Source organism: Alkalibacillus sp. S2W, assembly GCF_046764385.1.
Taxonomy (GTDB): Bacteria; Bacillota; Bacilli; order Bacillales; family Alkalibacillaceae; genus Alkalibacillus; species Alkalibacillus almallahensis.
The window spans coordinates 1,375,562-1,400,201 of record NZ_CP177234.1; the positions used below are offsets into that span (position 1 = coordinate 1,375,562).

Sequence of the window (24,640 nt, forward strand, 5' to 3'; positions counted from 1 at the left end):
AAGGTGAAGAAAATGAGAAAGAATGAAAAGCTAAATGAACAATATAATATAGCAGTCAATAAATATAAATTAGATACATCACAGTTTGATTTTGATACATACAAGAAAATGTATTACAAGATTAGAGAGAGCGAATTAGAGCAATATTATGGTGTGAATATACATAACTTTAATAAGTTCTTTTTCAACAGATTTCCGTGGTTCTCGACAGATTACGACTATCGCAATTATATGGTTGAAGTGGAGTAGTCGTCGATTGACTGCTCTATTTTTATGTCATTTTTGGAGAAAAATCATTTTGAAGATATAATTCAGTATAAACTAAAAATTACATAGGAGATGGTTAAAAGTGTCATACGTTTTTGAAACTAAAATGACTATACACGAAGATGGAATTAAAGTTGAAAGAAAACCTTTAGATAGGGTTGAGGAAAGAGATGATAAAGAGGTTGTATATAAAGGAGTAAATACAAGTTATGCAGATTATTTTAAGGAAATTGGTACTAAATGATTACATTAAAAGAGCAAGCAAATTTAAAGTATGATTTTTTTGAAAATGAAGAAGATAATTCAAGTGATACATTCGTTGAAGCCGAAAAATTAGAAAATATTCTATTGAAAGCTATGTTTCACCAACTACCAATATTAACTGTACAAAATGTAGAAAAATTCATTCAATTTCACGTTGAAAATACACGCCTAGATAATGATTTAATGATTCAAGTTAATCCTGTGAATGAAAGGCATATTAAGAAGATATTCGATTCTTATAATGTTAGTGATAATGTAAATGACATTACAACTTCTTTTGGTGATGTTGAAGTTCTAGGGTTTCATTATATTAATTTAGAGGAAATACATCTATTTAGTAAAGAAAATACAATGATACATACTTGCGGTTATAATTTTAGACCATATTTAGGGTAGTCAAACGACTGCTCTATTTTTTTACCTAAATTTAGTTATTTTTCGTTTCCGTTGTATAATTCATTATCACATATTAACAGGAGGCGATTTATTATGTGTGAATTACTAGATAGGTATTTTCGCAAGTCGAGTGCTTTGGTATTAGAAGGATTATTTAGCGATATGGAAGTAGAAGAAAAGCAGAAGTTTATAATCAAAATACTAAAACTTGATAATGAAGGTAAAAGGTCAGATTTAGTTGAAGCATTTTTGGATAAAGCAGATATGGATACCATTACAATGTTTTTTAAGACAGGTAATACTAAATTACTTTATAACCATAGCGAAGAGCTAGAAGGAGAAAAACGAAATGTATACAGAGATATTAAAGGTAGTTATAAAGACCAACGCTTAGTATGTCGTATTTTTAAGCTTTATCAAAAGGGTAATCAGATGGCAATTCAGATTAGTAATCAGGATGGAAGAAAAGGTAAAACAGGAACCGTTCATCCAACAGGTAAAAATAATAACACTATGACCTTTTATTTAAGCTTTCCAGAATACGCAAGGCTAATAGCACGGGCAGAACGATACACTCTGAAAAGGGAATTACAGCACTCTATAACAAAATCAGAACCATATATTGAACCACAAATATTTAACCAAACTGAACCGCACACAAATCTAAAAAAAGAGGATAACAATGTTAAAAGGTTTAGCTGGGCAGAATAGTCCAGCTTTTCCTGTATGTATCTACTAAGTCTAGACCAAAGTACAACTAATACAGGTTTAGCGCAGTGGAAAATAAACGGAGATGAAGCGGAATTAATACAGTTTGGTAAATATAATTTGAAAAAAGGAAAAGGTAAAGAGCATTATCCATATACGTTTCAACCGTTGGTGGATAAGATAAATCAATTTGATTATAACGAAGTGGTTCTGGAAGAAGTTTATGCTGGTGGTAATAAACAAACATTTAAGCAGTTAGTTAGATTGCAATATCAAATTATTATGGAGTGTTATATGAAAGATATTGATTTTAAAGTGGTATATCCTACTAGCTGGCAAGCAACAATGAGGAAATTATTCAACATAAAAGAATGGATTAGTAAGAAGTCATCTGTTCAGATTGTACGAGATTTATTACATATACCAGATGATGAAAAAATTAGTGATGATATGGCTGAATCAATTTTAATAGGCATACATTACCTAATTAAAGAAAAAGGTATTGAATTTAAAAATATAAGCTTTAATAAAGCGGAAAGAATATAGGAGGTGGGAGCAATACAAACTAATGCACTTATAATAAGTCTAGCTGTATTAAATGTACTAGATGCAATCTTAACAGCAATTGGATTACATATTGGTTATGCGTGGGAATTAAACCCTATAATGCGTTGGGTATGGTCTAATAGTCCATTTTGGTTTATTGGTATTAAAGTAATATTTAGCGTAATGCTAATTGTATTTTGTTACAACTTACATAGTAAATTGTTTAATCGGCTTTTGTGGTTTGCCTTTATAGTATATTGTTTAATAATTACTCAGCATATTATCGTTACTTCTTATGCCATTCTATATTTTTAGGATGGTATTTTTATTTGTAAATTATTACCATACGAATTTTGATTATTTTTAATCCTCTTGTATAATTTATTATCTTATTAATTAGGAGGAATTTAAAAATGACAGCTTTTATAACAACTAGCCAAGATTTACAAATAGTAAGACAAAAATTACAGGAAGATAAAACAACAAAAGAAAATGCAATTAAGCAGATAATTGATGAAGTTAAAATTTTTAGCAAAACACAAAATATACATTCTGTTTTTGTTAATCAAGATGTATTGGGAAATCAAACTGATGACATTTATTATGCTTTATTGGGTGTAGTTGAAGGACAAGTTCTACTAACTAATAATACATTTTTTAAATACCCTAATACGATTTGTAGTATTACTTATTTTCCTAATCCCTCAGATAACCAATTGGTTGAAAAGGTTGATTTTACTCTACATTGTATCAATGGGCATCATTTTATGGAGGTTATTTAAATGAATAGGACATACATTACAGTGGAGCAACTACAAGATTTACACAATAAAATGTTAAAAACATTAACCCCTTATAAAACACAAGAAACTAAAACTGGTTATAAATACTACATCGAGCCAGATATAACAATTAGTCTAACAAGCAGAAATAACAAGAAAACTAGAATATTTATTAAGCAACGTATAGACAGACCAAATGAGACTACTTTTAACGATTTTAACAGTAAAATTAAGCGTATTTTGACAAAATCTTATTCCGTTATATAATTCAATATCAGCTTTAAAAAATAGAAATATAATGAAATTTGGAGATTTTTTAAAACCATTATATAATTAATTAACACTTAATAAAAAGCTGTTAAATCAAGGGTTTAAGCGGATTTTGACAAAAATTAAAACCGTGCTAAACTTTAGTATCAATTAAATAAATAAACTTTTTTTTTAGGAGTAAATGACGAAGTTCGTCATAGGGTATGGGTCGGCAAAATAATAAAACTATAAAATATTTAAGGAGAATGATAATTATGTTATTTGAAATTAAAAACAGAAACAAATTGGAAAAAGAAATTTTGGAAGATAACTACGATAAGATTTTAGTTTGGAAAGATGGAACTTGGAACTATGGGACTGGTGAATATGTTGTTAGCATAGATGATGATAGTCAGCCAGTTGCGGTTATTAGTAGAGTACATACTTCTGGTATGGATGAGCTTAACCTTGAATGGAAACTAGATGAATTAGAACGAAATATTAATCAACAAATTGAAATCGCAAAGGAGATGGTATAAATGTCATTAAATATTAAAAAGGTAGATACACTACCAAACCTACACAAAAACACACAGGAGCCAATCGTATTAAACGCATTTGATAAGGAACAATTAGTAAGTCTTTTCCCTAATCAATTAAAGAATAAGGTTAAACAAGCTGATACATTAGCAGAGGTACGATACATAGCTTATAAGCACGATATTGAGTTAGATGAAGCGGATATTGAGACAGCTTTTCAAAACGCAACAATTTTTGAGGATTTACATATGAATGAAGCTAATATGGAACTGGAAGAGGAAAGAGAAATGCAAGAGCAAGAGGAATGGGAAAGTAAAATGACTTGGTTGAAACTACATAGCGAACAACATAATACGGAAGAACAAGTCATTTAGTCAAAGGGTGGGTCTTCCCCACTCTTTTTTTATTTTATTTAAAACCATTGTATAATTTAATATCAAATTTTATAAATAGAGATTTTTCTTAAAAACGAAAGGAGTTGATAAATAAAACAAATAAGGAGTTAAGACAATTATGTTAAATGAAAAAATGAATAATGAAACGACATATGATTATGAAATTACAGATAGTATTGAACTAATCATCAAGCGATTTTATTTTGTGGTAAAGCGACACAATTTTGACCCGAACGATATGGATGAAATACTTAACGATTTACGCTTAAAGCTATACAAAAAGCTTGAAACAGTGCAAGGGTTTAGAAATAAAGTTGTTAATTTTAACAAATATAACCGTTATTTTATGATGATATTTGAAAATTACACGAAGGACTACAATTGGAAAAAGTATAATCGTGAATGGCGTGATTATAATGTTTTGGTTGATACATTAAAAGATGAAAATGAAGCTAATATTTTTTATATAAATAATGGAAAGATAAATGATAAATTATATAATATATTTTTTAATTACATACAAGAAAACACTAACCACTTAACCGATAAAAAGATAAGCCAGATAATTAATTCTTTTGTTGATTTTTATAATAAAATACACTCTGGAAAAGAATTAGCTGATATGTATGGTATTAGTCGTGCAACACTTTATCGTAATGTTAATACTGGTCTTAATGTACTTAATAATCTATTAAAAGAGAAATTCGGAGAAGATTACATACAGGATTACGAAAATAATCCGACTAATAAAATATATTATGAATTTGTTTCATATTTACGTGGAGTTGGCGAATATGAAGCAGATTAAACCTAATTATAAGCCGATAAAAATTGATGTACCAGACCACGTTATACAAATGGCTAAGGAAGAGCAGAAGTTATTTGATAAAGAGTGTAATTTTAATTCGACTAAAAAAGATGTTGAAAACCAGATTGAGTCTGGATACATTTGCGAATATGCTTTTATTATTTATGCTCAACAAAATGGCTATAAAGTAAAACATAATAGAACATTTAAACAAGGTAATGGATTTGATGTGTGGATAGAAAGCGAAGGAAAGCAGATTGAAGTTGAAATAAAATCTAAACAGTTTTATGTAAATTATGCTCCAAAGGGTAATTGGAATTTTCCGCTTTATATGAAGGAATGGGTTAAACTATTTGATTACTACCAACATAATGATAAAGTGCCTTTATTTGTTGCTATGGGGTATAATCCTAAGACAAAAACAGTTTATTTATATGGTGTCACTAGACCACATCTAATTCGTGAAGCTTGGAAAAGTGGAGACCAAAATAGAGCGTTCCATTACTTTATAGGTGATTTGTTAGGACCAAAAACACCAGCTAAAAGTGATGGTATAGCAATTAAATTTAGTGAGTTTTACAGCTTTAATGATTTATATAACCTACTAAATTTAAAAATGCCTACCCTCTAGAAAGTTGATATGAAGCGGATTGGTAATATATGGAATTACAGTGTATAAAAACTGGACACATATAATAGTATACGGACCAGATACATAAGTAGATTATTTTATAATCTTTTAAGAATTATTTATATTATTAGAACCAATAATTAAAATCATATAATACATTATATTAATTTGTATAAATAACTTATTGAGTATTAAAAATAGTATAGATTCCGAAAAATTTTGCGTGTAATCTTTAACGAACTTAAATGTACTTTATATTATCAGGACCCTGGACCAGACTTATTTAATACTTAACATATAATATAAAATCTAAAATGATTAAATTAATTATACTATTATTAATATATGCGTTTAGTTTTTAAACGTTTAAGAAATAAACGTTTAGATTTTAAATGTTAAGAATAGTATGAGACAAATTTAGCGAAAAAATCGTCTATATAGTTGAGAGAGAATTTAAAATAAAATATATTTATTAGCGCTAGTAAATATAACCACTGCTTAATTGCGGTGGTTTTTTAGTTTATAAAAAAACGCAACAACCAATCAATGCCTTTAAAACTGGCATCAAACTTTAAGTAAGGAAAAGGAGTGTTAAAGAGAAGAGGAAGGTGAATTAAAGTGAAACTTACCATATATGGACAGGATTACACACTAAAAGAATTAGAAAAAATAACAGGAAGAAAAATAAGAGATACATATGATTTAGATGAATTAAAAGAAGTATATGAACAAAGTGATTTAAACAAAACAAGCTTACAAAAAGCTAATAGAAAGCTAAATAGAATTTTAAAAAATGACTTAAATATAATAAAAACCCCAAATAGATGGAATAAAGAGATTGGCTTGAAAATTGCTTGTATTTTACTTGGAGAAGAAGGAAAGTGCAATAGTACAACAGATAAGCAAAATGGATTCACTGGTTTTTGTACTAAATTACCTAGTCAAGATGATTATGGTAATACAAATGGTAGATGTTCTACACACAGAGGAAAAGTAAAAAGCACAAGCAAAAGAAAGCAAGGTGGGAGGGTAAAAAATGACCCAAGATTAAAAGATAATAGCCACGCTTTGCAACACGGTCAAGATAGTCGAGAAATTAAAAAGTTAAAAGAAAAATATAAAATGTTTTACGACAAAATAGAAGAATTAGATGAACTAACACAATTATTGACTGATATAGAAAAAGATGAATTGGAAAATACAATCAATATGTATGACCGTATGATTAGTAAATTAACATTGCTCATAAATAAAAAAGAACCAGCGGATATAGAAACTGATGGATATAAAAACTATACAACAGCTTTTGCTACATTAAGGTCTTTACTAAAAGATAAAGCTGATTTAATTAAATGGAAGTTAGAGCAAAGAGAAAAACAAGACGACAACCTTGAACAAGAAATACATATTAGAAGATGGACTAAAAAGAAATTAGATGGTGATGACAATGGCACAAGTTAAATGTATTGACCCATTTGATACATTTGAACCCCATTCATTTCAAGAGTATGTAATGGAATGTGAAGCAAGAAATATTGTTATCTTTACTGGAAGACGTGGTGGAAAAACAGCAGTAGCAGCTAGAAAATTTTACGATAGTATATTAGCTGACATAGAGCAAGGTAAAAGCGTTCCAGGTTGGAAGAAGTCTTCAAGTAAAGCAGATAAAATACAAAAACCAAAACTTGAATATTGGTGCATTGCCCCTTACTACTCACTAACTGAAACTCAAATGAATGAATTATCACTTGTTATACCCGAAGAACACATTGAAGATATTAACTTATCTAAAAAGTATATTTACCTTAAAGGTGATGTGTTGATTGCTTTTAAATCTGCTGATAATCAAAGGCAATTAGTTTCAAGACCAATAGCAGGGCTTTGGGGAGATGAAGGAGCTAAATTTAAACCAACTGTATGGAATGGAAACCTACGACAAGGTTTATTGGATATGCAAGGTTGGACAATTTGGACCACCACAAGTGAGGGGAAGAATTGGTTTTATTGGGATATTCTCACCCAAGGTAATTGGATTGATATTGGTGGGGATTATGAAGATTTTAAAAGCAATAAAGGATATGCGAACTTTAATTGGTCTTCATTAGATAATGATAAGGTACCAGGGTTAAGAGAAGAAGTATTAGAGAAAATGAAAGAAATGCCTAAAAGAGATATTGATAGAGAAATATTTAGTCGTGTTGATATATTTGAAGGTCAGGTATATGACAACTTTAATAAGCAAAAACACGTTGTTAAAGCAGATTGTATAAATGATTTAATTGAGCAAGAAGAATTTAAACATTACTACATATTTAAAGACTGGGGTTTTAGAAACTTTGGTGTATCTCTACTCGTTGGACAAACATATGATGATAAATGGTATGTCATAGATGAAATATACAAAAAAGAAATAAACGAGTGGAGTGATAGAGATGATGAAGAAAACTGGCACGATTTAGATTATAAGTGGTATAAAAAATATAATGTAAAAATGGTTATAGCTGATAACTCTAACCCAAGTGCAATTAAAGCGTATAAAAAGCGAAAGATAAAGCGAATTAGACCAGTTGAACATAGTGAAAAATTAGTTGGTATAGGTATTCGTGCTGTTAGGTCTTTCTTCCACTATGATGAAGAAGATGAAACATCCGAACCTAAATTATACATAAGTGAGAAATGCAATAACTTATTAAGAGAATTAAACACATACAAATGGAAAGATAACGGTGAAGAAGAAGTTGTAAAGAAAGATGACCACGGTTGTGACGCTTTACGCTATGGAATTTACAGCTTAAATAATAAGAAGCAACCAAAACGAACAATAGAAACAAACAGAAATAAATTAAACCAAGCTCTCGGTTGGGATTAAAAGGCAGGTGAAGAAAATGGTAATTAAGCTAACGGATGTAGAAAAAAGTAATCTGAAGAAAAGGAAAGATAAATATGAGCGCTATGAGAAGCTATTTAACGATGAACACGCTGATGTGTATGATGTAGAAGATAATAAAAAGAAAAAATATATTTCATTTAATTATCTAAGAAAAGCATCCAAAGTTATGGCTGATGGGTTGGCTAAAAATCCACCAAGATATATGGTGCCAGAAAAAGATAATCAAGAGTTTATTGAAGAAGTGATATTTAACAATAAGCTAGATGTACAATTACAAGAATTCGTATTAGGTGCTTCTTACCTCGGTGATTGTTTTATTGGTGTTGATATCGTTAATTTAGAAGAATTTGAAGAATATGGTGACGGTAGCCGAATAACCAACATAAAAGATATAGAATATATTATACATTTCATTCATCCTAAACACGTAATTATCAAGACTGATGAAGTTAATAAAAGGAAAATACAAGCTTATATTATTCAATCCAAGATAGAAATTGAAGATAAAGAGTATTACAAGCAAAAGATAATTACAAGAAATTCAGTTGAGGAATATTACTACAATGCGGAATTAACTACACAGGACAATCTAGATGAAAAAGCATTGGAAAAAAGCTTAACTAAAACTGTACAACACAATCTAAATGCTTTTCTTATTCAGCACGTACCTAATTTAGTCGTTCCTGGTGAAATATATGGACAAAGCGATTATGTTGATGGTGAGAAGATACAAAAGATTATCAACGAATTGATTACTCAACTAATTGATATATTCAAGAAACACGGTAATCCGAGATTAGTATTATCTGGTTCTGTATTTGACTCAATGTTTGAAGATGAAAACGTTGAAGAAGATGAAGAAGGGAATAAATATGTCAATATAGGTGAGGTTGAAGTCGTTCGTGTTGAAAGTGATGGAGATGAACAGCCTATGGTTGAAATGCTTACTTGGGATGCTAAAACAACTGATAGCTTGGAATTATTAAAGTTTGCTGTTAATCAGTTGTTATCATTAATGGAAATTTCACCAGAGTTGTTAGGTAGTTCCCAAACTGGTGGTAATGGACCAGAAAGCGGTAGAGCTTTAACTATGCGTATTATTTCTACCCTAAATAAAGTAGCAAGATTAAGACGTAACTTTGATTACTCATTAAAAAATATATTATATGTTGTCCAATTGTGGGAAGCTAAATATCAGCCGAATAAAAGGATAAGCAGTCCAGAAAAAGTTGATATTATGTGGGATGAATTTTATCCAGAAGATAAACTAGAAAAGTCTCAAATTGCGAGAGAAATGAAAAACATTGGTTTTGACCTAGAAACAATATTAAAAGAACAATACAACTACACACAAGAGCAAGTAGATGAAATATTAGACAGAATAGCAAACAATATGAATAACACAATTATGAAGAACCAAAATAAACGGTTAAATTTTAATAGTTAGGTGATGTTATATGGATTACCTAGAAATGTTTTCTCAATTTTTTAATCAGAAAATTGAAAGTATAGAAGAGTTAATGGAATTAGCGAAAGAAGATATGGAGACATTAACCCAGGAACAATTGGATTTAATATTAGATTACATAGAGTTGTATGGATATGATGAACAAGCTTTACAAAATGAATTTGAAACAATGGAAGAAGAAGTTCAGAAAGTTGCTGATGAAAGTTACAATGAGATAGAAAATGATGTTGAACTTGCCATTTTAGTCGGCTTTGCTTTTGGTTATTTATATACTAATCAAAATGCTAGTGATAACAATATTACATTAAGACCAAACACAGAGCCGAACCAAATGGATGAAATTATAGACTACATTGATAATATAGATGGCTTTGCTACCAAAGAAAATCTAGATTATATAAAAGGTAAAATAAATAGAAATGATTTAGATGTAGCTGAAGAATTTATAGATGAAGCTAAACAATTCATAGTATCGGCTAAAAGTTCCACTGGGGAAAGAACAGCCGAAGTAATGAAAGATGAATTGGAAGATAAGGTAAGCCAATGGATAGCTCAAGGAAAGACAAGGCAAGAGATAACAGATAGACTAATGCAATCAGTAAATGATGAAGGTATAAGATATGTTGTACCTAATGGTAATCGTAAATATCAACCACAAAATTATATTAAGATGGTCTATCAAGGACAAATTCAAAAAGCACATAGGAAAGCAACGGAAGAGGAAGCGGAAAGAAGCGGTCAATATTATGCTGAAATTCCTTCAAGAAATGCTGTATGTGATATTTGTAAAGATGTGCAAGGTCATATTGTGTTTATTGGTCGAAATGCTGATGATAACTTTTTAGAAGCGTTATCCATTGATTACTTACGAGATAGAGGTTTTCAACATCTAAATTGTAATCATCCAGAGAGATTAGTAAGCAATGAACAAGCTGAAAATGGTAATATATTAACTAGTATTTAATTATTGGTAATATATGGAATTACAATGTATAAAAACTGGACACATATAATAGTATACTAACCATATACATAAATAGATTTATTAACTATCTTTTAAGAGTTATTTATATTATTAGGACCAATAATTAAAACCATATAATATATTTTATTTATTTGTATATCTTATATTAGTTAATTTTAAAAGAGTATAGATTCCGATTTTTTAGACACTTTTTAGAGTGTCTTTTTTAATGGGTTTTAATCTTATTAGAGCCTATTAAAAAGGGTATTCTAGAAAACCCTTTACCTATATAGATGATAACTGTCCAAAACTATGAGGACAATAAACAACACTAGGAATTTATAGACGACGGTCTTTAAACGGGAGGACAAAATGACAAAACAAAATAACTTATTACCTTTAAATTTACAATTTTTTTCGGATGATGATGATGAAAAGAAATTTACACAAGCTGAATTTGAAGAAAAGTTAAAAGAACGTTCTGCGAGATACTTAAGAAAGATTGATAAGCTAGAAGATGAAAAAACTGAACTAGAAGCAAAAGTAAATAAAGAGCCAGAAAGCAAACAAGAAGATTTAGATAAGATTAAAGAATTAGAAGGAAAAGTTGAAAAGCTTGAAAGCAATGAGCTTGAATTGAAAGATAAGTTAAAGTTAGCCGAGGAAAAAGTAGATGGATATAAGAAGCAAGAAACAAAGTTAGAAAAGGTTAAAGAAGCGGAAAAAGAGCTGGGTTATAAATTACCAGATATAGTAGTTGGAAAGCTTGATACTGATGATGAAAACTTTGTTGATAATGCTAAAAAAGAATATGAAGCCTTTGAGCAATCTTTAAGCGAGTTTGGATTTAAGCGAGTTGTTAATAATGGCGAACAACAAACTTCTATTTCTACAACTGCTGATGGTGAAGAAGCTGATAGTTTAGAAGCACAACTAGATGAAGCATATAAAAAAGGTGATTCTATTTTGGCAATGGAAATCACTGAAAAAATGAAAGAACAAAAATAAATAATATATTTTATGAGGTGAAATGAATTATGCCAATAAATACTACTTACGATGTAAGAAATTTACCAGAAGATTTAAGAAACTTTGCTTTACATAATTGGGATGACACTCCTTTTTACAGTATGGTATTAGCTCGTGGGGTTGAAACAATTAACTCGACTCGAATCGAATGGAGCGAAAAATTTAATAATGACCACTCTAATAAAGACAATGCGGAAGGTCAAGGAAAACAAGAAAGCGATACTTTCACTGGTGGAGATAACTTTAGTAACTACACACAAATCTACCACGAAGCCGTTGATTATTCTACATCTCAGTTAGCAGTTGAAAATGGGAAGCAAATTAAAACGCTCCATAAAGCTGAAAAATATGGTGATATTAAAGGTCAAATCAACGAATCCATTTTAACAGGTAAAAAATCTGATGGAGACGGTAATAAAGTTCGTAAAACTGGCGGTTTGATAACTGCTGTATCTACAAACGTTGTAAATGCAGGAACTGAAGATGGTTCTGGTGGATTTAATTCTGGAGAATTAACTAAACAGCACATTGAAGGACCTGATGGCGTTTTAAGAAAAATAGTTAAGAATACAAAGCGTAAGCTACGTAATCACGTTATTTTTGTTAATGCTCCATTACTTTTAAAAATCAATGAGATTTATGGAGTAGAACCTGCAAGTCGTACAGAGGGTGGTTTAGCAGTTAGTCGCATTATAACTGTATTTGGTGCGGTAGATGTTGTACTAGACCAAACTATCCCAGAGGATGTTGTATTAGTTTCTAAAATGGACAAAAACAAAATTAACGTTTTACCGACACACGGTCAAAACTTATATGAAGGTCCAGAAGAAAAATCTGGCTTACAAGTGTATCAAGAGATGGCGACTGAACAAACATTTAAGTTTGGTCACGAAGCTTGGCACGGTGTTATTACTAACGCTAAATACTAGAAGTGATTGAGGAAGGGCTTAATTCCCCTTCCCTTTTCATTTTTTAAAGAGGTGATATAAATTGTTTTTATTACAAACAAATAAATTTAAACAACTAAGTATTCCGTCATTAAATGTTGTATTTGAAGATGGTCAATTTAAAACAGAAGATGAATATTTAAAAAATATATTAATACAAATTGATGATGTTGAGTGCGTAAATGAAGATGAATTAAGCGAAGATAAATCGGATAACAATAATGAAGCTAATGAGAATGAGAAAGAAAGCGAACAAGGTAATGAAAATGAAGCGGAAGAAAAGACAAAGGAAAGCCAATATGATGAACTGGAAGCATTAACTGTAAAAGAGCTTAAAGCTAAATGTAAAGAGATGGGTATTTCAGGTTATAGCAAACTAAAAGAAGAAGAATTAATAAATTTAATCTTAGAAAATATGGAGTAGGTGATATAAATGATAGATACTACTCTGCAAGGTAAAGATGCTAATTGTTATGTAAGTGTAGAAGAAGCGGATAGTCACTTCACTACACATCCATTAAAAGATGAATGGGATAAGGTAACAAACAAAGAAAGTTATCTAGTTAAAGCCACACAAAACGTTGATAAATGTATATTTAAGTCTAGTAAATCACTAAAATCACAATCGTTAAAGTTTCCTAGAAAAATAGATAAAGATGAAAACGGTGAGTATTTTATACCGATAGAAGTTAAACGAGCTACTTTTGAAGAAGCTCTTTTTTTATTTCTAAATGAAGATAAATACATTCATCAAATTAATCAATCCAATGGTTTATCTAATTTTAATCTAGGAACCGCTTCTGGTAATTATAAAAATGGTGTAAGTCCTTTATCTACTGAAACCAGACAATTGCTTAGTCCATTATTACTTAAAATAGGGCGATTAAAATGATTTTATATCGTGATACAGCTATTTTAAATCGTACTGATGGGTCGTATGACTATAAAGGTAATTTATCCATTGTAGATACCAAAACCATTAAATGTAATTACCAACCAAGTAGTAAGATAGTTGAAAAAGCAATAGATGGAACACAAATACAATTGTTGAATTCCAAAATAAAACTAGAAACCAATCAAGAAATAACACTAGATGATTATATAAAATTAAATGCGGATGATGAAGAAGAATACCAAGTAATAGAAGTGAAAACCATTAATCCATTAAATAAGCGATTACCTATTACTTATATTGTGTGGTGTAAATAATGGCTAAAAGTGATTTTATAAGCAATAAACAACTTAAAAAGTTTATGAAGGATTTAGAAAAAGTAGAGAAAGATACATTAAAACGTACTAAACGAGTGATATATGAAGCAAGTGAAAAACTATTAGAAGATAGTCGTAAAGACATTCCACGAGATACATACGCAATGATGAACTCTGGTCTTGCACTAGATGAAGATGGCAAACTTATAGCACAAGTACAGCGAAAGAAAACCAAAAGAAAATGGCGTAAGAAACAATTAAAGCTAAAGAAAAGTGAAAAAGAAATACTAACTACAGTAAGTTATAACACTAATTATGTTATACCTATGCACGAAGGTGAATGGAAGGATGGAACTAAGGTTAAAGGTTATTCCCATCCAAGTGCAAAAAGGTATTTCTTAAAAAGAAATATGCAAGATTTAGATAAGTATTTAAAGAAAAATATTAAGTTTGTAAAAGGCAAAAAGGAGGCTAAAAAGTAATGGATTTTCTAGACAATTTAGCCCGTTTTTTAATAAATAATGGATTTAACGACACTTATTTAAAGACTGTTCCTTTTAAGCAAGATTATCAAATTCAAATTTTTGAAGATGATGGCTACGATGAAGGGAAAAAGTTTGTACAACCAGTCGAGTTTATTATATTAGCAAAAGACAAAAGCAAGGCAAAAGAAATTGGTAAAGACTTAAGAAAATTATTAGGAAGAAAATATTATTATTATTTACCGAACAATACGGAGCAAAACTTTTATATTGTATTAAGTTACGATGAAGGTCAATCCGTAGGACAACAGGAAGAACAAGATAACAGAGTGATTTATCGTTATCGTGTTTTATTTAAAATGAATCAAGATTAAAAATATTTTATGAGGTGAATATCTTATGACAGTAAGAATTTATGATATAGGAATTGCAAAATTTGTGCCAGGTGAAGACCCAGAAATGGACCCAGGTACAATTGAAAAGACTCCTTTTGCAGAAGTAAATGAAGAAGGGGTAAGATTAATGATTGAAGCAATTAGAAGTGAAAAGCAGACTTACAAAAGCGGTGGAGCTATCCACGACATTAAGGTAAATGGTGCTAATATCAAGATTGCATTTAGTACATATGATTATAGTTTAGACACAATGGCAAGAGCGCTACCATACTTTGAGTTCGATGAAGAAAACGAAACTTTAAACTTCACCGTAGCTAATGGTTACAGTTTAAGAAAGAACGCTTATGTATTTTACGCAACTCCGCTAGATGTATCAGATGACAGCGAAGACATTATTTTTTATAAAGGTAATGTTGTTAATGACCCAGAGTTTACTTTCCACGGTGTTGAAGACCAAGCTTATGAGGTGGAAGTGCAAGCCTTTCCAGTAACCTTCTTAGTTGATGGTAAGCCGAAGAATAAGTACGGAAAGATTGGCTCTTGGGAAGATGAATTTATAGACAATGAAGGTAGTTTTGAAAACCAACAATCAGAATAAATAAATTAACAGGGTTGGATTATATTCCAGCCCTTTTTATATAGGAGTGAATAAAAAATGCAAGTTGAAGATACTAAAATAATTAAATTTCTAAAAGCTTTCACAGAAGATATCTTAGAAAAGAAAAGCGGAAAGTTATTTGAAATAAAAATGGAAGATGAAGACATAGAAAATGTACAGTTAAAACCTATGAAACTAAAACAATGGGGAACGATTAAAACCATTATAGATAACAATAAAGATGAATTTAAAAAGTTTTTCGATTTTAGTGAAAATGAAGAGGAAGGTCAGGAAATTAATGAAGAATTCTTTAATGATATTTATCAATTAGTTGTTAATCAGTATCCGAATGTACTAGAAATTATTTTTACAGCAACTAAGGTAAATATGAGCCAAGAGGAATTTGAAGACAATTACGACATTGAAGATTTAGTCAATATTTTACTTTGCGTTGTTAAGGTGAATATTGATTTTTTTATGAGCAAGGTGCCTTCCGTAAGAGAACTTATAGGTACAAAAAGGTAAAGAAAAAAGAAGCTAAAAGTCACAAAAACTTTAATGAAGTTTTAAATGATTTTGAACTTATGTTAAGAGAAATGCGAAGTGAGATATCTATTAAAAACAAAATATCTTTATATGATGTTGATGAATATGACTTATACGATTGTAAGGATATTAGTAAATCATATTTAAGAGTTTTTTATCAAGAGAAAGTGATTGAAGAAGCTATTGTATCTAATCCGCACGTTAAAAATAGAAGAAGATTAATAGATAACCTAAATAAACAGATTAAAAAGTTATACATAAAACCAAGAGAAGAAAAAGGTTCTGGTGGATTTGAAGCACTTAAAAAGTTTTTAGGTGGAAGTAATAAAAAAGACAAATAAATAAAAAGGGGGTGTAACCCTTGGCATTAAAAGTTGGAACGCTTTTCGGAGAACTAAAAGTTGAATATAAGAAATACAAAAAAGGCTGGGAAAAGATACAAAACCAGACTAGAAGCTCTGTGCAGGATATAAACAAACAAGTACAAGATATGAGCAGAGAGTTTAAGGATGCACAAAAAGAAATAAAAGAAGATGTGAGTAAAATTGGTAAGTCCTTCGATGACATTGGAACAGATTTAAAGAAAAATGCAGGTAGAGTACAAACGGAATTTAAAAAAATAAATGGAACCATAGGAAATTCTGAACGACATATTAAACAGATGGCTGGACAATACAGTAAAAGTAGTAAAGATATGATTGGCGATGCTAAAAAGACAGCGAATGAAATTGAAGATGTAAATAAAGAAATAAAAGATGGTGGCGGTGGTTTAGATACCGCAGCTGCTGGTGGTGCTATGGCTGGTGCTGGAACTGGCTTAGCTTGGATGGCAATGAGTAAAGACCAAGTTAAAACAAATCTGAAAAACCAATTAGGAAATGAAGCGGATTACGAGGATGCATTAGGAGTAAGTGAAGATTTAGTTTCCAGAGGTCGTGGCGAGTTCGGTGAGGTAGCGGATGCTACGCAAAGAGTTAAACGTCAGACTGGTCTGGTGGGCGATGAATTAAGACAGGTGACTGACCAAGCTTTAATACTTAATAAAACGTTTGGGTATGACTTTCAAGAAAGCATCAGAGCTACAAGTAGTATGACTAATAGTTTTGGTAGTGAAGCATCTGAAAATATGGATTTGATTGCTAAAACAGCACAGAATACAGGCGACAGCTATGATGACCTATTAGATACTTACAGTGAGTTTTCAGACGATTTCAGCCAGATGGGTTATTCGGAAAAAGATATGTCTAACATTATATCTGCTGGTGTGAAAGAAGGTGGCGCTTATAACTCCGATTATGTAGCGGATTCATTTAGAGAAATGTATGACCTAGTAACAGAAGGTGGTAGTGAAGTACAAGAAACACTCCAGACACTAGGATTAGATTATGACGACTTAATAGAAAGAATTAAAAAAGGCGGGCCAGAAGCAAAAGATGCTTATAACGAAATAATTGAGTCTATGGGTAACGTAAAAGATGATACTAAATTAAAAAACATAACCCAATCTCTAATGGGCGAATCTGGACTAGAAGCTGGTGGGGTTGATTTTGTAAGAGCAATCTCTAATGACCAAAACAGCAATATGGTAGGTAATGCAGAAGGAACAACAGAAGATATGAACGAAAACTATGAGGAAAGTATGGAAGCCCAATTTAATCGAATGAAGGCGACAGCAATTAAGACATTAGCACCATTAGGAGCTGAAATATTTAAAATAATTGCTGATACTTTTCAGGCTTTAAAACCACTATTTGATATTTTAACTGAATTATTAAGTAATCCTGCGGTTGCAAAATTTGTAGCCATTATAGGTAGTATTGCAACGGTAATAGCAACAATTGTTGGACCTATTGCAATGCTGGTGCAAGGTTTTATGAAAGTGTTTGGGGTTTTAGGTAGATTAATGCCTATTTTAAGAACATTATTTACGTTTATGACTGGACCTGTTGGTATTATTATAGGTGTTTTAACTTTACTATACACTGCTTACCAGAACAACTTTTTAGGTATTGCTGATTTAGTTAATTGGCTAGTTGATAAAGTTGTAGGTTTCTTTTCCAACATCGGTACTCATTTAAGTAATTTTGTAAATTTCTTGAAAGAAAACTGGTATTTAATTTTTGGTGTATTAGGTATAGCGATTAAGTTCTTTTTAAAATTTAAGGACCAGATATTCGCTCAATTTTCTAAGATAAAAGATTTTATTGTAGGAATTTTTACAAATATCATTGATAGCATTACAGGTTTTGGAAAAAATATGTTCGAATCTGGTAAGAAAATTATAACGACATTAGTAAATGGTATTAAAAGTGTCATAAATAAACCGAAAGAAGCTATATCTGGTGCGTTAAAAAAGGTTAGAGATTTATTACCTTTCTCGGATGCGAAAGAAGGACCATTAAGCCAATTAACACATAATGGTAGTAAAATGATGACAACACTATCCGAAGGTGTAAATAAAGGTAAGAAGAATTTACATAAAGGTGTTAATGATGCACTAGAAGGTGTAGGCTCTGCTATAAATATGGCTCAACCTAATTTAGCATTAGCAACTGATAATAATGGTGAAAGTGTTAATGATGAAGAAGGACAAAGCCAAGATAATAGAACAATTAACTTATATGCTTTGGATAAAGATGAAGCACGAAATATGTTAATTGAAATACTAGAAGATGAAGACAATATGGAATTGTAGGGTGATACTATGGAATTTTTAACAATACAAAAAATAGATACTGATGGTAACTTAATAGCTGATACATTAGATGAATTATTAGCAGAAGAAGCACCAGGTCGAAACTTTTTTAAAAGAGAAGTAGTAAAAGCAAAAGGAATAAATGGCAATACTTTAACTGCTTACAAAAGTGGAATGTTAGGAGAAGCAAAGATAAGGGAAAACTTAGTAACTCACGACAGAGCCGATTATCTAGAGCAACTATACTTAGATAGCGTTAATAATAATAAGCATTATCGCCTAACTTTTACCTTTGGAAGAACTGTTGATATTAAAATTGCAGATATAGACTTTGGTGCTGAAGGATTTAATTATGTGGAATATGTAGAACTAACTGTAAGAGCCGTCTAATATGATGGCTCTTTATTATTTTTGGGTGGTGTTTAAATGGATATAAGTGAAAATATAAAAAAATATTTAGAGTTAAAACATAAAGTTTTACCGTATATTAACTTTAAATGGAAAGAGGAAGTAAGCTCAACCACAGTTTCAGAAGAACGTATAGCTGATACTTATCAATCGTTTTCTTCAATCAACCGTGATACTGCTAGTTGGATAAATATCCATAGGTTAAGTGATGGAAGGTATATAGTGGTTAATCCTGATGAAGCATATGGGGATTCTTATAACGAAAGTGGAGATGTTGTACAAATTTTTGAAAGTGATTTAGTTAATAATACCATTACAATATCTGAAATAGATTATAAAGATAGTATTGATGATGAAGAAGTTTTTATTGATAATGATAATCTATATTTTTATTCTAATAGTTTAGGTGGTAATTACGGAAATATATTATATTACATAACCAAAGATGATGATTATAGTGTTTTACATAGTCGAGAATTAAGCTTTGATTTTGACCCAGAAGAAATACCTTTTGGATTTTTGGGCTTAGGGAAAAGATTGATATGTAAAGTTAATGGCATATATTATATGATTTTGTCGGAACATAATCAGTCGCCAGCTTATTTAGTTCAATCGACTGATTTAACTAATTTTACTTTAATTAGTGAGTTGGATACAGGCGATAACAACGGTGATGAAAAAATGATAGTTTTTAAAAATAATATTTACTATTATACACAGCCAGATGGTTTTGATAGTGAGCCATACTTTTATAAATTTAATACCGCTTCACAAGAAATAAGTTTTGTGAATGAACAAGACTTAGAATTTTATAACGAAAAATATGATTGGTATGACGATTTACATAGATGGATTTATGATGATATTTCCGACACATTTTATTATGTTGAAGGTGTTTCATTATATCGAAAAGATAGTAATGGTGAGGTTTATATAGGTGATTTTCTATTTGAACCGATGACACTATTACACTATTATGATGAAACTGATACGTTGCATATATTAGCTTTTAATGACACCCAATGGCAAGAATTTACGACTATTACAGATAAAATAACCGAGATAAAGTGGAACAATATAGAAGAGAAAATAGCAAGAATGACAATAGATTTAAATGAAAATGCAGTTAATCCACAATTAAACGCTAATTTCTTTGTTGAGAATGATAACGATAAAGAAATGCTAACAACAATTAATAAAACATTAAAAGATGTTGCTATACGAACTGGAAGAGAAATAGAGGTATCTGCTGATTTTCCAGTTGAGCCAGAAGAACAATTTACTCTATATAGAGGTTTTTTGCTAGGGAAAGAACAATCTGGTAATAAACAAGTTCCGCTTAAAGCAATAAGTAAATCTAAAGCTCAACTAGATAAGAAAATAGAACCACTAACACTTTTTGAAGATACATTAGAAAATACCATCCAAACGATTTTACTGAAACACCCTGATATAACCGTTGATGATATTGATTTTGATACTACTAATTTAATGTATCCTGGTAAAAAATACAGTGAAGATACATTAGGTAATATAATTAAAGATATCATAGAGTATTATCCATCCGTTAAATTTTATTATGGATTAGATGGTAAGTATAAGTTGAAAATTATTAAACCAACAAATATAGTTTATAACCTAAATAGCGATGTTATCTCTCAGTATAAGTTTAAGGAAGAAGGAACATATAGCCGAATAGTCGTTAAAACAAATGGACTGTATGACGATATTATTGAGGTTGTTCAAGAAGATTCTAATTTGATGGAAACAATAGGTGAAAAAACGAAAGAATTTACGACTACTATCCATAAAACAAAACCAGCCGTTATTGATTACAGTAAAGAGCTTATGCAACAAAATATGCAAGGATTCTATGAGTTAGATTTTACTGTTAATACCCTCGCTCCTGTTGAAAAAAATGATATTATAACGGTTTTAAATGCCGATTTAAATATAGATAACAACAATAAATGGGTTATTATTGGTATAAAGCAGACACTCGGAGATAATTTTAAAACTAGAATTATATGCAGGTCATATTATGGGGGTGATAGCGTTGAGTAGCTTAAGACAACAATTACTAAATCTATCAAATAACCAAATAAATGAAAAAGTAGAAAAACAAACACCAGCAACTATTACTTATTACAATAATGAAGAGCATACTGCTAGCGTTAAAATAAAAGGAAACACCTACACAGATGTAAGGGTGCAAGGTGGTAATTATATTCCGCAAGTCGGAGATAAGGTTATATTCATAGAAAATAACGGAGACTTTATGATTACACAGGGTTATAATCCTAATTTAATTGACCGTGAGAATAGTAAAATTACAAATATAGTTGAGGAACAAATTCATATAATTATCTATAATATGTTTGGTAATTTTATTTACACGAAAGACAACAAGGATAGTTTGTTATCATTATATGATGAAGGTTTTGAAAGATTTGAAGTTGAAGCGGGTAAATACAATATTATGGGTGAGATTGTTGAATTAACTTCTAAAATTGAATTATCTTTTGATTTAACAACTTTAAGTAATAGCGAATATGTTTTGACTATCGATGAAACGGAATCATTGGAAGTGATTGATATAGATGATATTGAAGATAACCAATTAGAATTATTAAAAATAAATAAGATAGATGATGCGAATATAGAATTCACAGATGTAAGACCAACAATAAAGAAAATATAAGCAATAACGGAGCGTTGATATTATCAGCGCTCTTTTATTTTGGAGGTAAAACAATGACTAAATTATCAGATGAAGAAATAAGCGAAATAAAAAGTGAAGTAAGACAAGAACTGTTAAACGAACTCCAAAAAGAAAGAGAATTTTACATAACTGAAAGAGAAAAATTAAAACAAGAATTAGAAGACCAAAAAGAAAAAACAGATATGAATACGAATGATATCCATAAGATTGATACACGATTAACTAAAGTGGAACTAACCATAACCCATATAAACGACAAGATAGATAATATAGATGAAAAACTAGATAAGTATTTTGAAAGAATGTTGGAAGATAAGGATAAACAATTAAAGTTTAAAAACAAGCTAACAGAACGATTTGTTAAATATTTAATGGTTATTGGTTTAATTGCTTTTTTAGGTAAAGAAATAGTTGGACCAATGCTAGAGCCAATTGTAAAACTGATTTTTGGATAAAATCATAAATCGTAGTAAAATCTAGTGATTTGTAAAAAAATTTAATAGGAAGTGATTTATATGAGCTATTTAATAGCCTTAGATGATGGACACGGTATGGAAACGTCAGGGAAAAGAACGCCTTATATTGAATCGTTAGGTCGTTCAATTCGTGAAAATGAATTTAATAAAGAAGTAATTAAATATTTAGATGTGGAACTAAAAAGATGTGGATTTGACACTCTATTAGTTGCACCAACAGATAAAGATAAACCTCTAAACCAAAGAACTAATCTTGCTAATAAGGAAAATGCAGATGCTTATGTATCTGTGCATTTTAACGCTTATGACGCTAGTTTTAGTGGTGCTAATCCTTCTGGTTTCTCTTTACACATTTATCCTGATAGTGATGGTGGAAGAAAGTTAGCTGATAGTATTTTAAAATATTTAAAGAAAGGAACTAAGCAAAATAACAGAGGAATTAAAGAAAACAACTTCCACGTTTTGCGAGAAACTAAAATGCCAGCACTACTAAGCGAAAATGGTTTTATGGATAATCGAAAAGAAGCTCTTTTAATGGTTAATCAAGATTTTCAAAAAGAGGTTGCTAAAGAACACGCAAAAGGATTGTGCGATTATTTTGGTGTTGATTATGTTAAAGAAAAAATAGAAGAAAACAATTCTGATGACGGTCAGTTACATAGAGTTCAGACTGGTGCATTTAAACATAAGGATAATGCAGTTAGTTTAACTGAAGAATTAGAAAAAGATGGATTTGATACTTATATGGTAAAAGATAGTGGGCTATATAAAGTACAAGTTGGTGCATACAGCAAGAAAGAGAATGCTGATAATATGGCTAACAAACTAGAAAAAGCTGGATTTAATGTTTATATAACAAAACAATCTGGTGAGCCAGTATCCGCTTCTGAACCTAAGAAAGAACAACCTAAAAAAGAAGAAAAACCTAAGAAAGAAACAATCAAAAAAGGTAGCAAAGTTAAGGTTGAAAAAGGTGCTAAAAGCTATGAGGGTAAAGGATTAGCAAGTTTTGTTTATAACAATACATATAGTGTTTTACAAGTTAGTGGAGATAGAATTGTCCTTGATGACATTATGACAGCAGTACATAAAGATAATCTTAATTTAGTTAGTAAAGGTGAAGAAAAATCTAAGAAAAAAGAAGTTAAGGTTGGTAGTACAGTTAAAGTTAAAAACGGTGCAAACAGTTATGATGGCACATCATTAGCTGATTTTGTTTATAAAAACGAATATGAAGTTATACAGTTAAGTGGCAACAGGGCAGTGCTAGATGACATTATGACAGCAGTAAATAAAAACGACCTGGAAGTGATATAAATGAACAATGAATTATTTGAACTATTATTGTGGGTATTAGGAGCAGGATTAACAATGCTTTTTGCGTATTTAAAAAGCACGAAATATGGTAAATTGCTTACTAAATACTCGACAGATTATATAAAAGATAAAATTGAAAATTTACTAGGACCAGTAAAAGCACAAGAGTTATTTGATTTATTAGGTAATGCTGTTTCAAGTGTATCGGATGACTTATTTAATAAGATATTAACTGATTTTAACGATAAATATAAAAAGAATTTTAAGAATCTTGAAGAAGCTGGTGCATTTTTGTTAAGAAAAAATACAAAATTTAAGATTACAAAAAAACAATCTTTAAAAGTGGTTGAAACAGTTAAAAAAGCAATTGTATTAGGTTTAATTAAAACGGATGATGGAGGTAAAAGTAATGGCGATAATTAAAAAAGATTATAATGGAATACACATTCAAGGAACATACGAGAGAAGTTTTTACCAGGGCGAGGGGCTTGCTAATATACCAGCAGAAGATGGTAGCACAGTAGAAATAGAGCTTAACCAAGTCCTTATGCCACCAGAAAATAATAGAACATTTTTTATTAAGACGCTAGAAGTATTTAATGTTTCTGGTGAGCCATCTTATGAATCATTTACAGGACTAAAATCTGATGGAAAATCAATACCATTTGTTGAAACACCAATGGAATCAGCAAACGGAGAAGTTGGTAAAATTAACTTTCAAGAAATGTTTGGCACATTACTTGAAGCTAAAGAAAGTATAAGTCTAGATGTTGAAAACTATGAAGATGCAGATGGTAACCTAGCGACAGAAAGTAAAACGGTAATTGTACAAGTTAGAGGTTATTACATAGACCACTTATAAGATAACGCCCTACTTAATGTAGGGTGTTTTTTTATGCGCTTTTTGA

At 30.3% G+C, this 24,640-nt stretch carries 33 protein-coding genes; all 33 read left to right on the top strand.

Going from position 1 to position 24,640, the window contains the following annotated elements; genetic code table 11:
- Positions 1-12: 12 nt before the first annotated feature.
- The 33 genes from ACKXGF_RS07405 to ACKXGF_RS07565 all read left to right on the top strand — a co-directional run bounded on the left by ACKXGF_RS07405 (position 13) and on the right by ACKXGF_RS07565 (position 24,594).
- Positions 13-249, top strand: a complete 237-nt coding sequence (locus tag ACKXGF_RS07405; RefSeq protein WP_411955520.1) for a hypothetical protein — start codon at positions 13-15, stop codon at positions 247-249.
- Positions 250-349: 100 nt separating this feature from the next.
- Entirely contained in the window at positions 350-511 is a 162-nt protein-coding gene (locus ACKXGF_RS07410) for a hypothetical protein (protein WP_411955521.1), read from the top strand.
- Positions 508-927 (top strand): hypothetical protein, encoded by a 420-nt coding sequence (locus ACKXGF_RS07415; RefSeq protein WP_411955522.1) that lies wholly within the window; start codon positions 508-510, stop codon positions 925-927. Before ACKXGF_RS07410 ends, ACKXGF_RS07415 begins: the two co-directional genes overlap by 4 nt.
- A 93-nt stretch (positions 928-1,020) precedes the next feature.
- Positions 1,021-1,638 carry a hypothetical protein gene (locus tag ACKXGF_RS07420; RefSeq protein ID WP_411955523.1) on the top strand — a complete coding sequence of 206 codons (618 nt, stop codon included), beginning with the start codon at positions 1,021-1,023 and terminating at the stop codon, positions 1,636-1,638.
- A 15-nt stretch (positions 1,639-1,653) separates the two neighbouring features.
- Positions 1,654-2,181 carry a hypothetical protein gene (locus tag ACKXGF_RS07425; RefSeq protein WP_411955524.1) on the top strand — a complete coding sequence of 176 codons (528 nt, stop codon included), beginning with the start codon at positions 1,654-1,656 and terminating at the stop codon, positions 2,179-2,181.
- 3 nt (positions 2,182-2,184) lie between these two features.
- Positions 2,185-2,496, top strand: coding sequence for a DUF5658 family protein (locus ACKXGF_RS07430; protein ID WP_411955525.1), 312 nt, complete (start codon positions 2,185-2,187; stop codon positions 2,494-2,496).
- A gap of 98 nt (positions 2,497-2,594) precedes the next feature.
- Positions 2,595-2,963: a hypothetical protein gene (locus tag ACKXGF_RS07435; protein ID WP_411955526.1), complete on the top strand. Its 369-nt coding sequence runs from the start codon at positions 2,595-2,597 to the stop codon at positions 2,961-2,963.
- Positions 2,964-3,487: 524 nt separating this feature from the next.
- Entirely contained in the window at positions 3,488-3,751 is a 264-nt protein-coding gene (locus ACKXGF_RS07440) for a hypothetical protein (RefSeq protein WP_411955527.1), read from the top strand.
- On the top strand, positions 3,752-4,126 hold the full coding sequence (locus ACKXGF_RS07445; protein WP_411955528.1) for a hypothetical protein: 375 nt from the start codon (positions 3,752-3,754) through the stop codon (positions 4,124-4,126).
- A 139-nt stretch (positions 4,127-4,265) separates the two neighbouring features.
- The gene (locus ACKXGF_RS07450) at positions 4,266-4,955 is read left to right on the top strand and encodes a hypothetical protein (RefSeq protein ID WP_411955529.1); all 690 of its coding nucleotides are present in this window, start codon (positions 4,266-4,268) and stop codon (positions 4,953-4,955) included.
- Entirely contained in the window at positions 4,942-5,586 is a 645-nt protein-coding gene (locus ACKXGF_RS07455) for a hypothetical protein (protein ID WP_411955530.1), read from the top strand. The genes ACKXGF_RS07450 and ACKXGF_RS07455 overlap by 14 nt, the downstream gene beginning before the upstream one ends.
- Before the next feature lie 618 nt (positions 5,587-6,204).
- On the top strand, positions 6,205-7,047 hold the full coding sequence (locus ACKXGF_RS07460; RefSeq protein WP_411955531.1) for a hypothetical protein: 843 nt from the start codon (positions 6,205-6,207) through the stop codon (positions 7,045-7,047).
- Complete coding sequence (locus ACKXGF_RS07465; protein WP_411955532.1) at positions 7,034-8,455, top strand: terminase; 1,422 nt, start codon at positions 7,034-7,036, stop codon at positions 8,453-8,455. Before ACKXGF_RS07460 ends, ACKXGF_RS07465 begins: the two co-directional genes overlap by 14 nt.
- Positions 8,456-8,471: 16 nt before the next feature.
- Complete coding sequence (locus ACKXGF_RS07470; RefSeq protein ID WP_411955533.1) at positions 8,472-9,923, top strand: phage portal protein; 1,452 nt, start codon at positions 8,472-8,474, stop codon at positions 9,921-9,923.
- Between the two features lie 10 nt (positions 9,924-9,933).
- Positions 9,934-10,908, top strand: a complete 975-nt coding sequence (locus tag ACKXGF_RS07475; protein ID WP_411955534.1) for a phage minor capsid protein — start codon at positions 9,934-9,936, stop codon at positions 10,906-10,908.
- 372 nt (positions 10,909-11,280) lie between these two features.
- A complete protein-coding gene (locus tag ACKXGF_RS07480; RefSeq protein WP_411955535.1) occupies positions 11,281-11,916 on the top strand; it encodes a hypothetical protein in 636 nt (211 codons plus the stop codon).
- Between the two features lie 29 nt (positions 11,917-11,945).
- Complete coding sequence (locus ACKXGF_RS07485; RefSeq protein ID WP_411955536.1) at positions 11,946-12,866, top strand: DUF5309 family protein; 921 nt, start codon at positions 11,946-11,948, stop codon at positions 12,864-12,866.
- A gap of 61 nt (positions 12,867-12,927) precedes the next feature.
- Complete coding sequence (locus ACKXGF_RS07490) at positions 12,928-13,308, top strand: Rho termination factor N-terminal domain-containing protein (protein ID WP_411953188.1); 381 nt, start codon at positions 12,928-12,930, stop codon at positions 13,306-13,308.
- Positions 13,309-13,317: 9 nt separating this feature from the next.
- Entirely contained in the window at positions 13,318-13,776 is a 459-nt protein-coding gene (locus ACKXGF_RS07495; RefSeq protein WP_411953189.1) for a DnaT-like ssDNA-binding protein, read from the top strand.
- Entirely contained in the window at positions 13,773-14,093 is a 321-nt protein-coding gene (locus ACKXGF_RS07500) for a hypothetical protein (protein ID WP_411953190.1), read from the top strand. The genes ACKXGF_RS07495 and ACKXGF_RS07500 overlap by 4 nt, the downstream gene beginning before the upstream one ends.
- Positions 14,093-14,575: a hypothetical protein gene (locus tag ACKXGF_RS07505; RefSeq protein WP_411953191.1), complete on the top strand. Its 483-nt coding sequence runs from the start codon at positions 14,093-14,095 to the stop codon at positions 14,573-14,575. The genes ACKXGF_RS07500 and ACKXGF_RS07505 overlap by 1 nt, the downstream gene beginning before the upstream one ends.
- Positions 14,575-14,949, top strand: a complete 375-nt coding sequence (locus tag ACKXGF_RS07510) for a hypothetical protein (protein ID WP_411953192.1) — start codon at positions 14,575-14,577, stop codon at positions 14,947-14,949. Before ACKXGF_RS07505 ends, ACKXGF_RS07510 begins: the two co-directional genes overlap by 1 nt.
- Before the next feature lie 25 nt (positions 14,950-14,974).
- On the top strand, positions 14,975-15,568 hold the full coding sequence (locus tag ACKXGF_RS07515; RefSeq protein ID WP_411953193.1) for a hypothetical protein: 594 nt from the start codon (positions 14,975-14,977) through the stop codon (positions 15,566-15,568).
- Between the two features lie 57 nt (positions 15,569-15,625).
- Positions 15,626-16,093 (top strand): hypothetical protein, encoded by a 468-nt coding sequence (locus ACKXGF_RS07520; protein ID WP_411953194.1) that lies wholly within the window; start codon positions 15,626-15,628, stop codon positions 16,091-16,093.
- A 59-nt stretch (positions 16,094-16,152) separates the two neighbouring features.
- Complete coding sequence (locus ACKXGF_RS07525) at positions 16,153-16,455, top strand: hypothetical protein (protein ID WP_411953195.1); 303 nt, start codon at positions 16,153-16,155, stop codon at positions 16,453-16,455.
- Between the two features lie 20 nt (positions 16,456-16,475).
- Positions 16,476-18,809, top strand: a complete 2,334-nt coding sequence (locus tag ACKXGF_RS07530; RefSeq protein ID WP_411953196.1) for a phage tail tape measure protein — start codon at positions 16,476-16,478, stop codon at positions 18,807-18,809.
- 9 nt (positions 18,810-18,818) lie between these two features.
- Positions 18,819-19,199 (top strand): hypothetical protein, encoded by a 381-nt coding sequence (locus tag ACKXGF_RS07535; protein WP_411953197.1) that lies wholly within the window; start codon positions 18,819-18,821, stop codon positions 19,197-19,199.
- A gap of 36 nt (positions 19,200-19,235) precedes the next feature.
- Positions 19,236-21,281 (top strand): hypothetical protein, encoded by a 2,046-nt coding sequence (locus tag ACKXGF_RS07540; protein WP_411953198.1) that lies wholly within the window; start codon positions 19,236-19,238, stop codon positions 21,279-21,281.
- A complete protein-coding gene (locus ACKXGF_RS07545) occupies positions 21,274-21,918 on the top strand; it encodes a hypothetical protein (protein ID WP_411953199.1) in 645 nt (214 codons plus the stop codon). The genes ACKXGF_RS07540 and ACKXGF_RS07545 overlap by 8 nt, the downstream gene beginning before the upstream one ends.
- A gap of 53 nt (positions 21,919-21,971) precedes the next feature.
- The gene (locus ACKXGF_RS07550) at positions 21,972-22,394 is read left to right on the top strand and encodes a hypothetical protein (protein WP_411953200.1); all 423 of its coding nucleotides are present in this window, start codon (positions 21,972-21,974) and stop codon (positions 22,392-22,394) included.
- A gap of 60 nt (positions 22,395-22,454) precedes the next feature.
- Complete coding sequence (locus tag ACKXGF_RS07555; RefSeq protein WP_411953201.1) at positions 22,455-23,732, top strand: N-acetylmuramoyl-L-alanine amidase; 1,278 nt, start codon at positions 22,455-22,457, stop codon at positions 23,730-23,732.
- A complete protein-coding gene (locus ACKXGF_RS07560) occupies positions 23,733-24,155 on the top strand; it encodes a hypothetical protein (RefSeq protein WP_411953202.1) in 423 nt (140 codons plus the stop codon).
- Positions 24,142-24,594, top strand: coding sequence for a hypothetical protein (locus ACKXGF_RS07565; RefSeq protein ID WP_411953203.1), 453 nt, complete (start codon positions 24,142-24,144; stop codon positions 24,592-24,594). The genes ACKXGF_RS07560 and ACKXGF_RS07565 overlap by 14 nt, the downstream gene beginning before the upstream one ends.
- Positions 24,595-24,640: the final 46 nt, after the last annotated feature.

Coding starts and splice junctions, on each gene's coding strand:
- ACKXGF_RS07515 (WP_411953193.1), top strand. CDS start 14,975: ATGACAGTAAGAATTTATGATATAGGAATTGCAAAATTTGTGCCAGGT.
- ACKXGF_RS07455 (WP_411955530.1), top strand. CDS start 4,942: ATGAAGCAGATTAAACCTAATTATAAGCCGATAAAAATTGATGTACCA.
- ACKXGF_RS07465 (WP_411955532.1), top strand. CDS start 7,034: ATGGCACAAGTTAAATGTATTGACCCATTTGATACATTTGAACCCCAT.
- ACKXGF_RS07485 (WP_411955536.1), top strand. CDS start 11,946: ATGCCAATAAATACTACTTACGATGTAAGAAATTTACCAGAAGATTTA.
- ACKXGF_RS07550 (WP_411953200.1), top strand. CDS start 21,972: ATGACTAAATTATCAGATGAAGAAATAAGCGAAATAAAAAGTGAAGTA.
- ACKXGF_RS07505 (WP_411953191.1), top strand. CDS start 14,093: ATGGCTAAAAGTGATTTTATAAGCAATAAACAACTTAAAAAGTTTATG.
- ACKXGF_RS07500 (WP_411953190.1), top strand. CDS start 13,773: ATGATTTTATATCGTGATACAGCTATTTTAAATCGTACTGATGGGTCG.
- ACKXGF_RS07405 (WP_411955520.1), top strand. CDS start 13: ATGAGAAAGAATGAAAAGCTAAATGAACAATATAATATAGCAGTCAAT.
- ACKXGF_RS07470 (WP_411955533.1), top strand. CDS start 8,472: ATGGTAATTAAGCTAACGGATGTAGAAAAAAGTAATCTGAAGAAAAGG.
- ACKXGF_RS07535 (WP_411953197.1), top strand. CDS start 18,819: ATGGAATTTTTAACAATACAAAAAATAGATACTGATGGTAACTTAATA.
- ACKXGF_RS07525 (WP_411953195.1), top strand. CDS start 16,153: ATGTTAAGAGAAATGCGAAGTGAGATATCTATTAAAAACAAAATATCT.
- ACKXGF_RS07440 (WP_411955527.1), top strand. CDS start 3,488: ATGTTATTTGAAATTAAAAACAGAAACAAATTGGAAAAAGAAATTTTG.
- ACKXGF_RS07540 (WP_411953198.1), top strand. CDS start 19,236: ATGGATATAAGTGAAAATATAAAAAAATATTTAGAGTTAAAACATAAA.
- ACKXGF_RS07415 (WP_411955522.1), top strand. CDS start 508: ATGATTACATTAAAAGAGCAAGCAAATTTAAAGTATGATTTTTTTGAA.
- ACKXGF_RS07565 (WP_411953203.1), top strand. CDS start 24,142: ATGGCGATAATTAAAAAAGATTATAATGGAATACACATTCAAGGAACA.
- ACKXGF_RS07435 (WP_411955526.1), top strand. CDS start 2,595: ATGACAGCTTTTATAACAACTAGCCAAGATTTACAAATAGTAAGACAA.
- ACKXGF_RS07420 (WP_411955523.1), top strand. CDS start 1,021: ATGTGTGAATTACTAGATAGGTATTTTCGCAAGTCGAGTGCTTTGGTA.
- ACKXGF_RS07520 (WP_411953194.1), top strand. CDS start 15,626: ATGCAAGTTGAAGATACTAAAATAATTAAATTTCTAAAAGCTTTCACA.
- ACKXGF_RS07445 (WP_411955528.1), top strand. CDS start 3,752: ATGTCATTAAATATTAAAAAGGTAGATACACTACCAAACCTACACAAA.
- ACKXGF_RS07480 (WP_411955535.1), top strand. CDS start 11,281: ATGACAAAACAAAATAACTTATTACCTTTAAATTTACAATTTTTTTCG.
- ACKXGF_RS07475 (WP_411955534.1), top strand. CDS start 9,934: ATGGATTACCTAGAAATGTTTTCTCAATTTTTTAATCAGAAAATTGAA.
- ACKXGF_RS07450 (WP_411955529.1), top strand. CDS start 4,266: ATGTTAAATGAAAAAATGAATAATGAAACGACATATGATTATGAAATT.
- ACKXGF_RS07495 (WP_411953189.1), top strand. CDS start 13,318: ATGATAGATACTACTCTGCAAGGTAAAGATGCTAATTGTTATGTAAGT.
- ACKXGF_RS07560 (WP_411953202.1), top strand. CDS start 23,733: ATGAACAATGAATTATTTGAACTATTATTGTGGGTATTAGGAGCAGGA.
- ACKXGF_RS07510 (WP_411953192.1), top strand. CDS start 14,575: ATGGATTTTCTAGACAATTTAGCCCGTTTTTTAATAAATAATGGATTT.
- ACKXGF_RS07555 (WP_411953201.1), top strand. CDS start 22,455: ATGAGCTATTTAATAGCCTTAGATGATGGACACGGTATGGAAACGTCA.
- ACKXGF_RS07425 (WP_411955524.1), top strand. CDS start 1,654: ATGTATCTACTAAGTCTAGACCAAAGTACAACTAATACAGGTTTAGCG.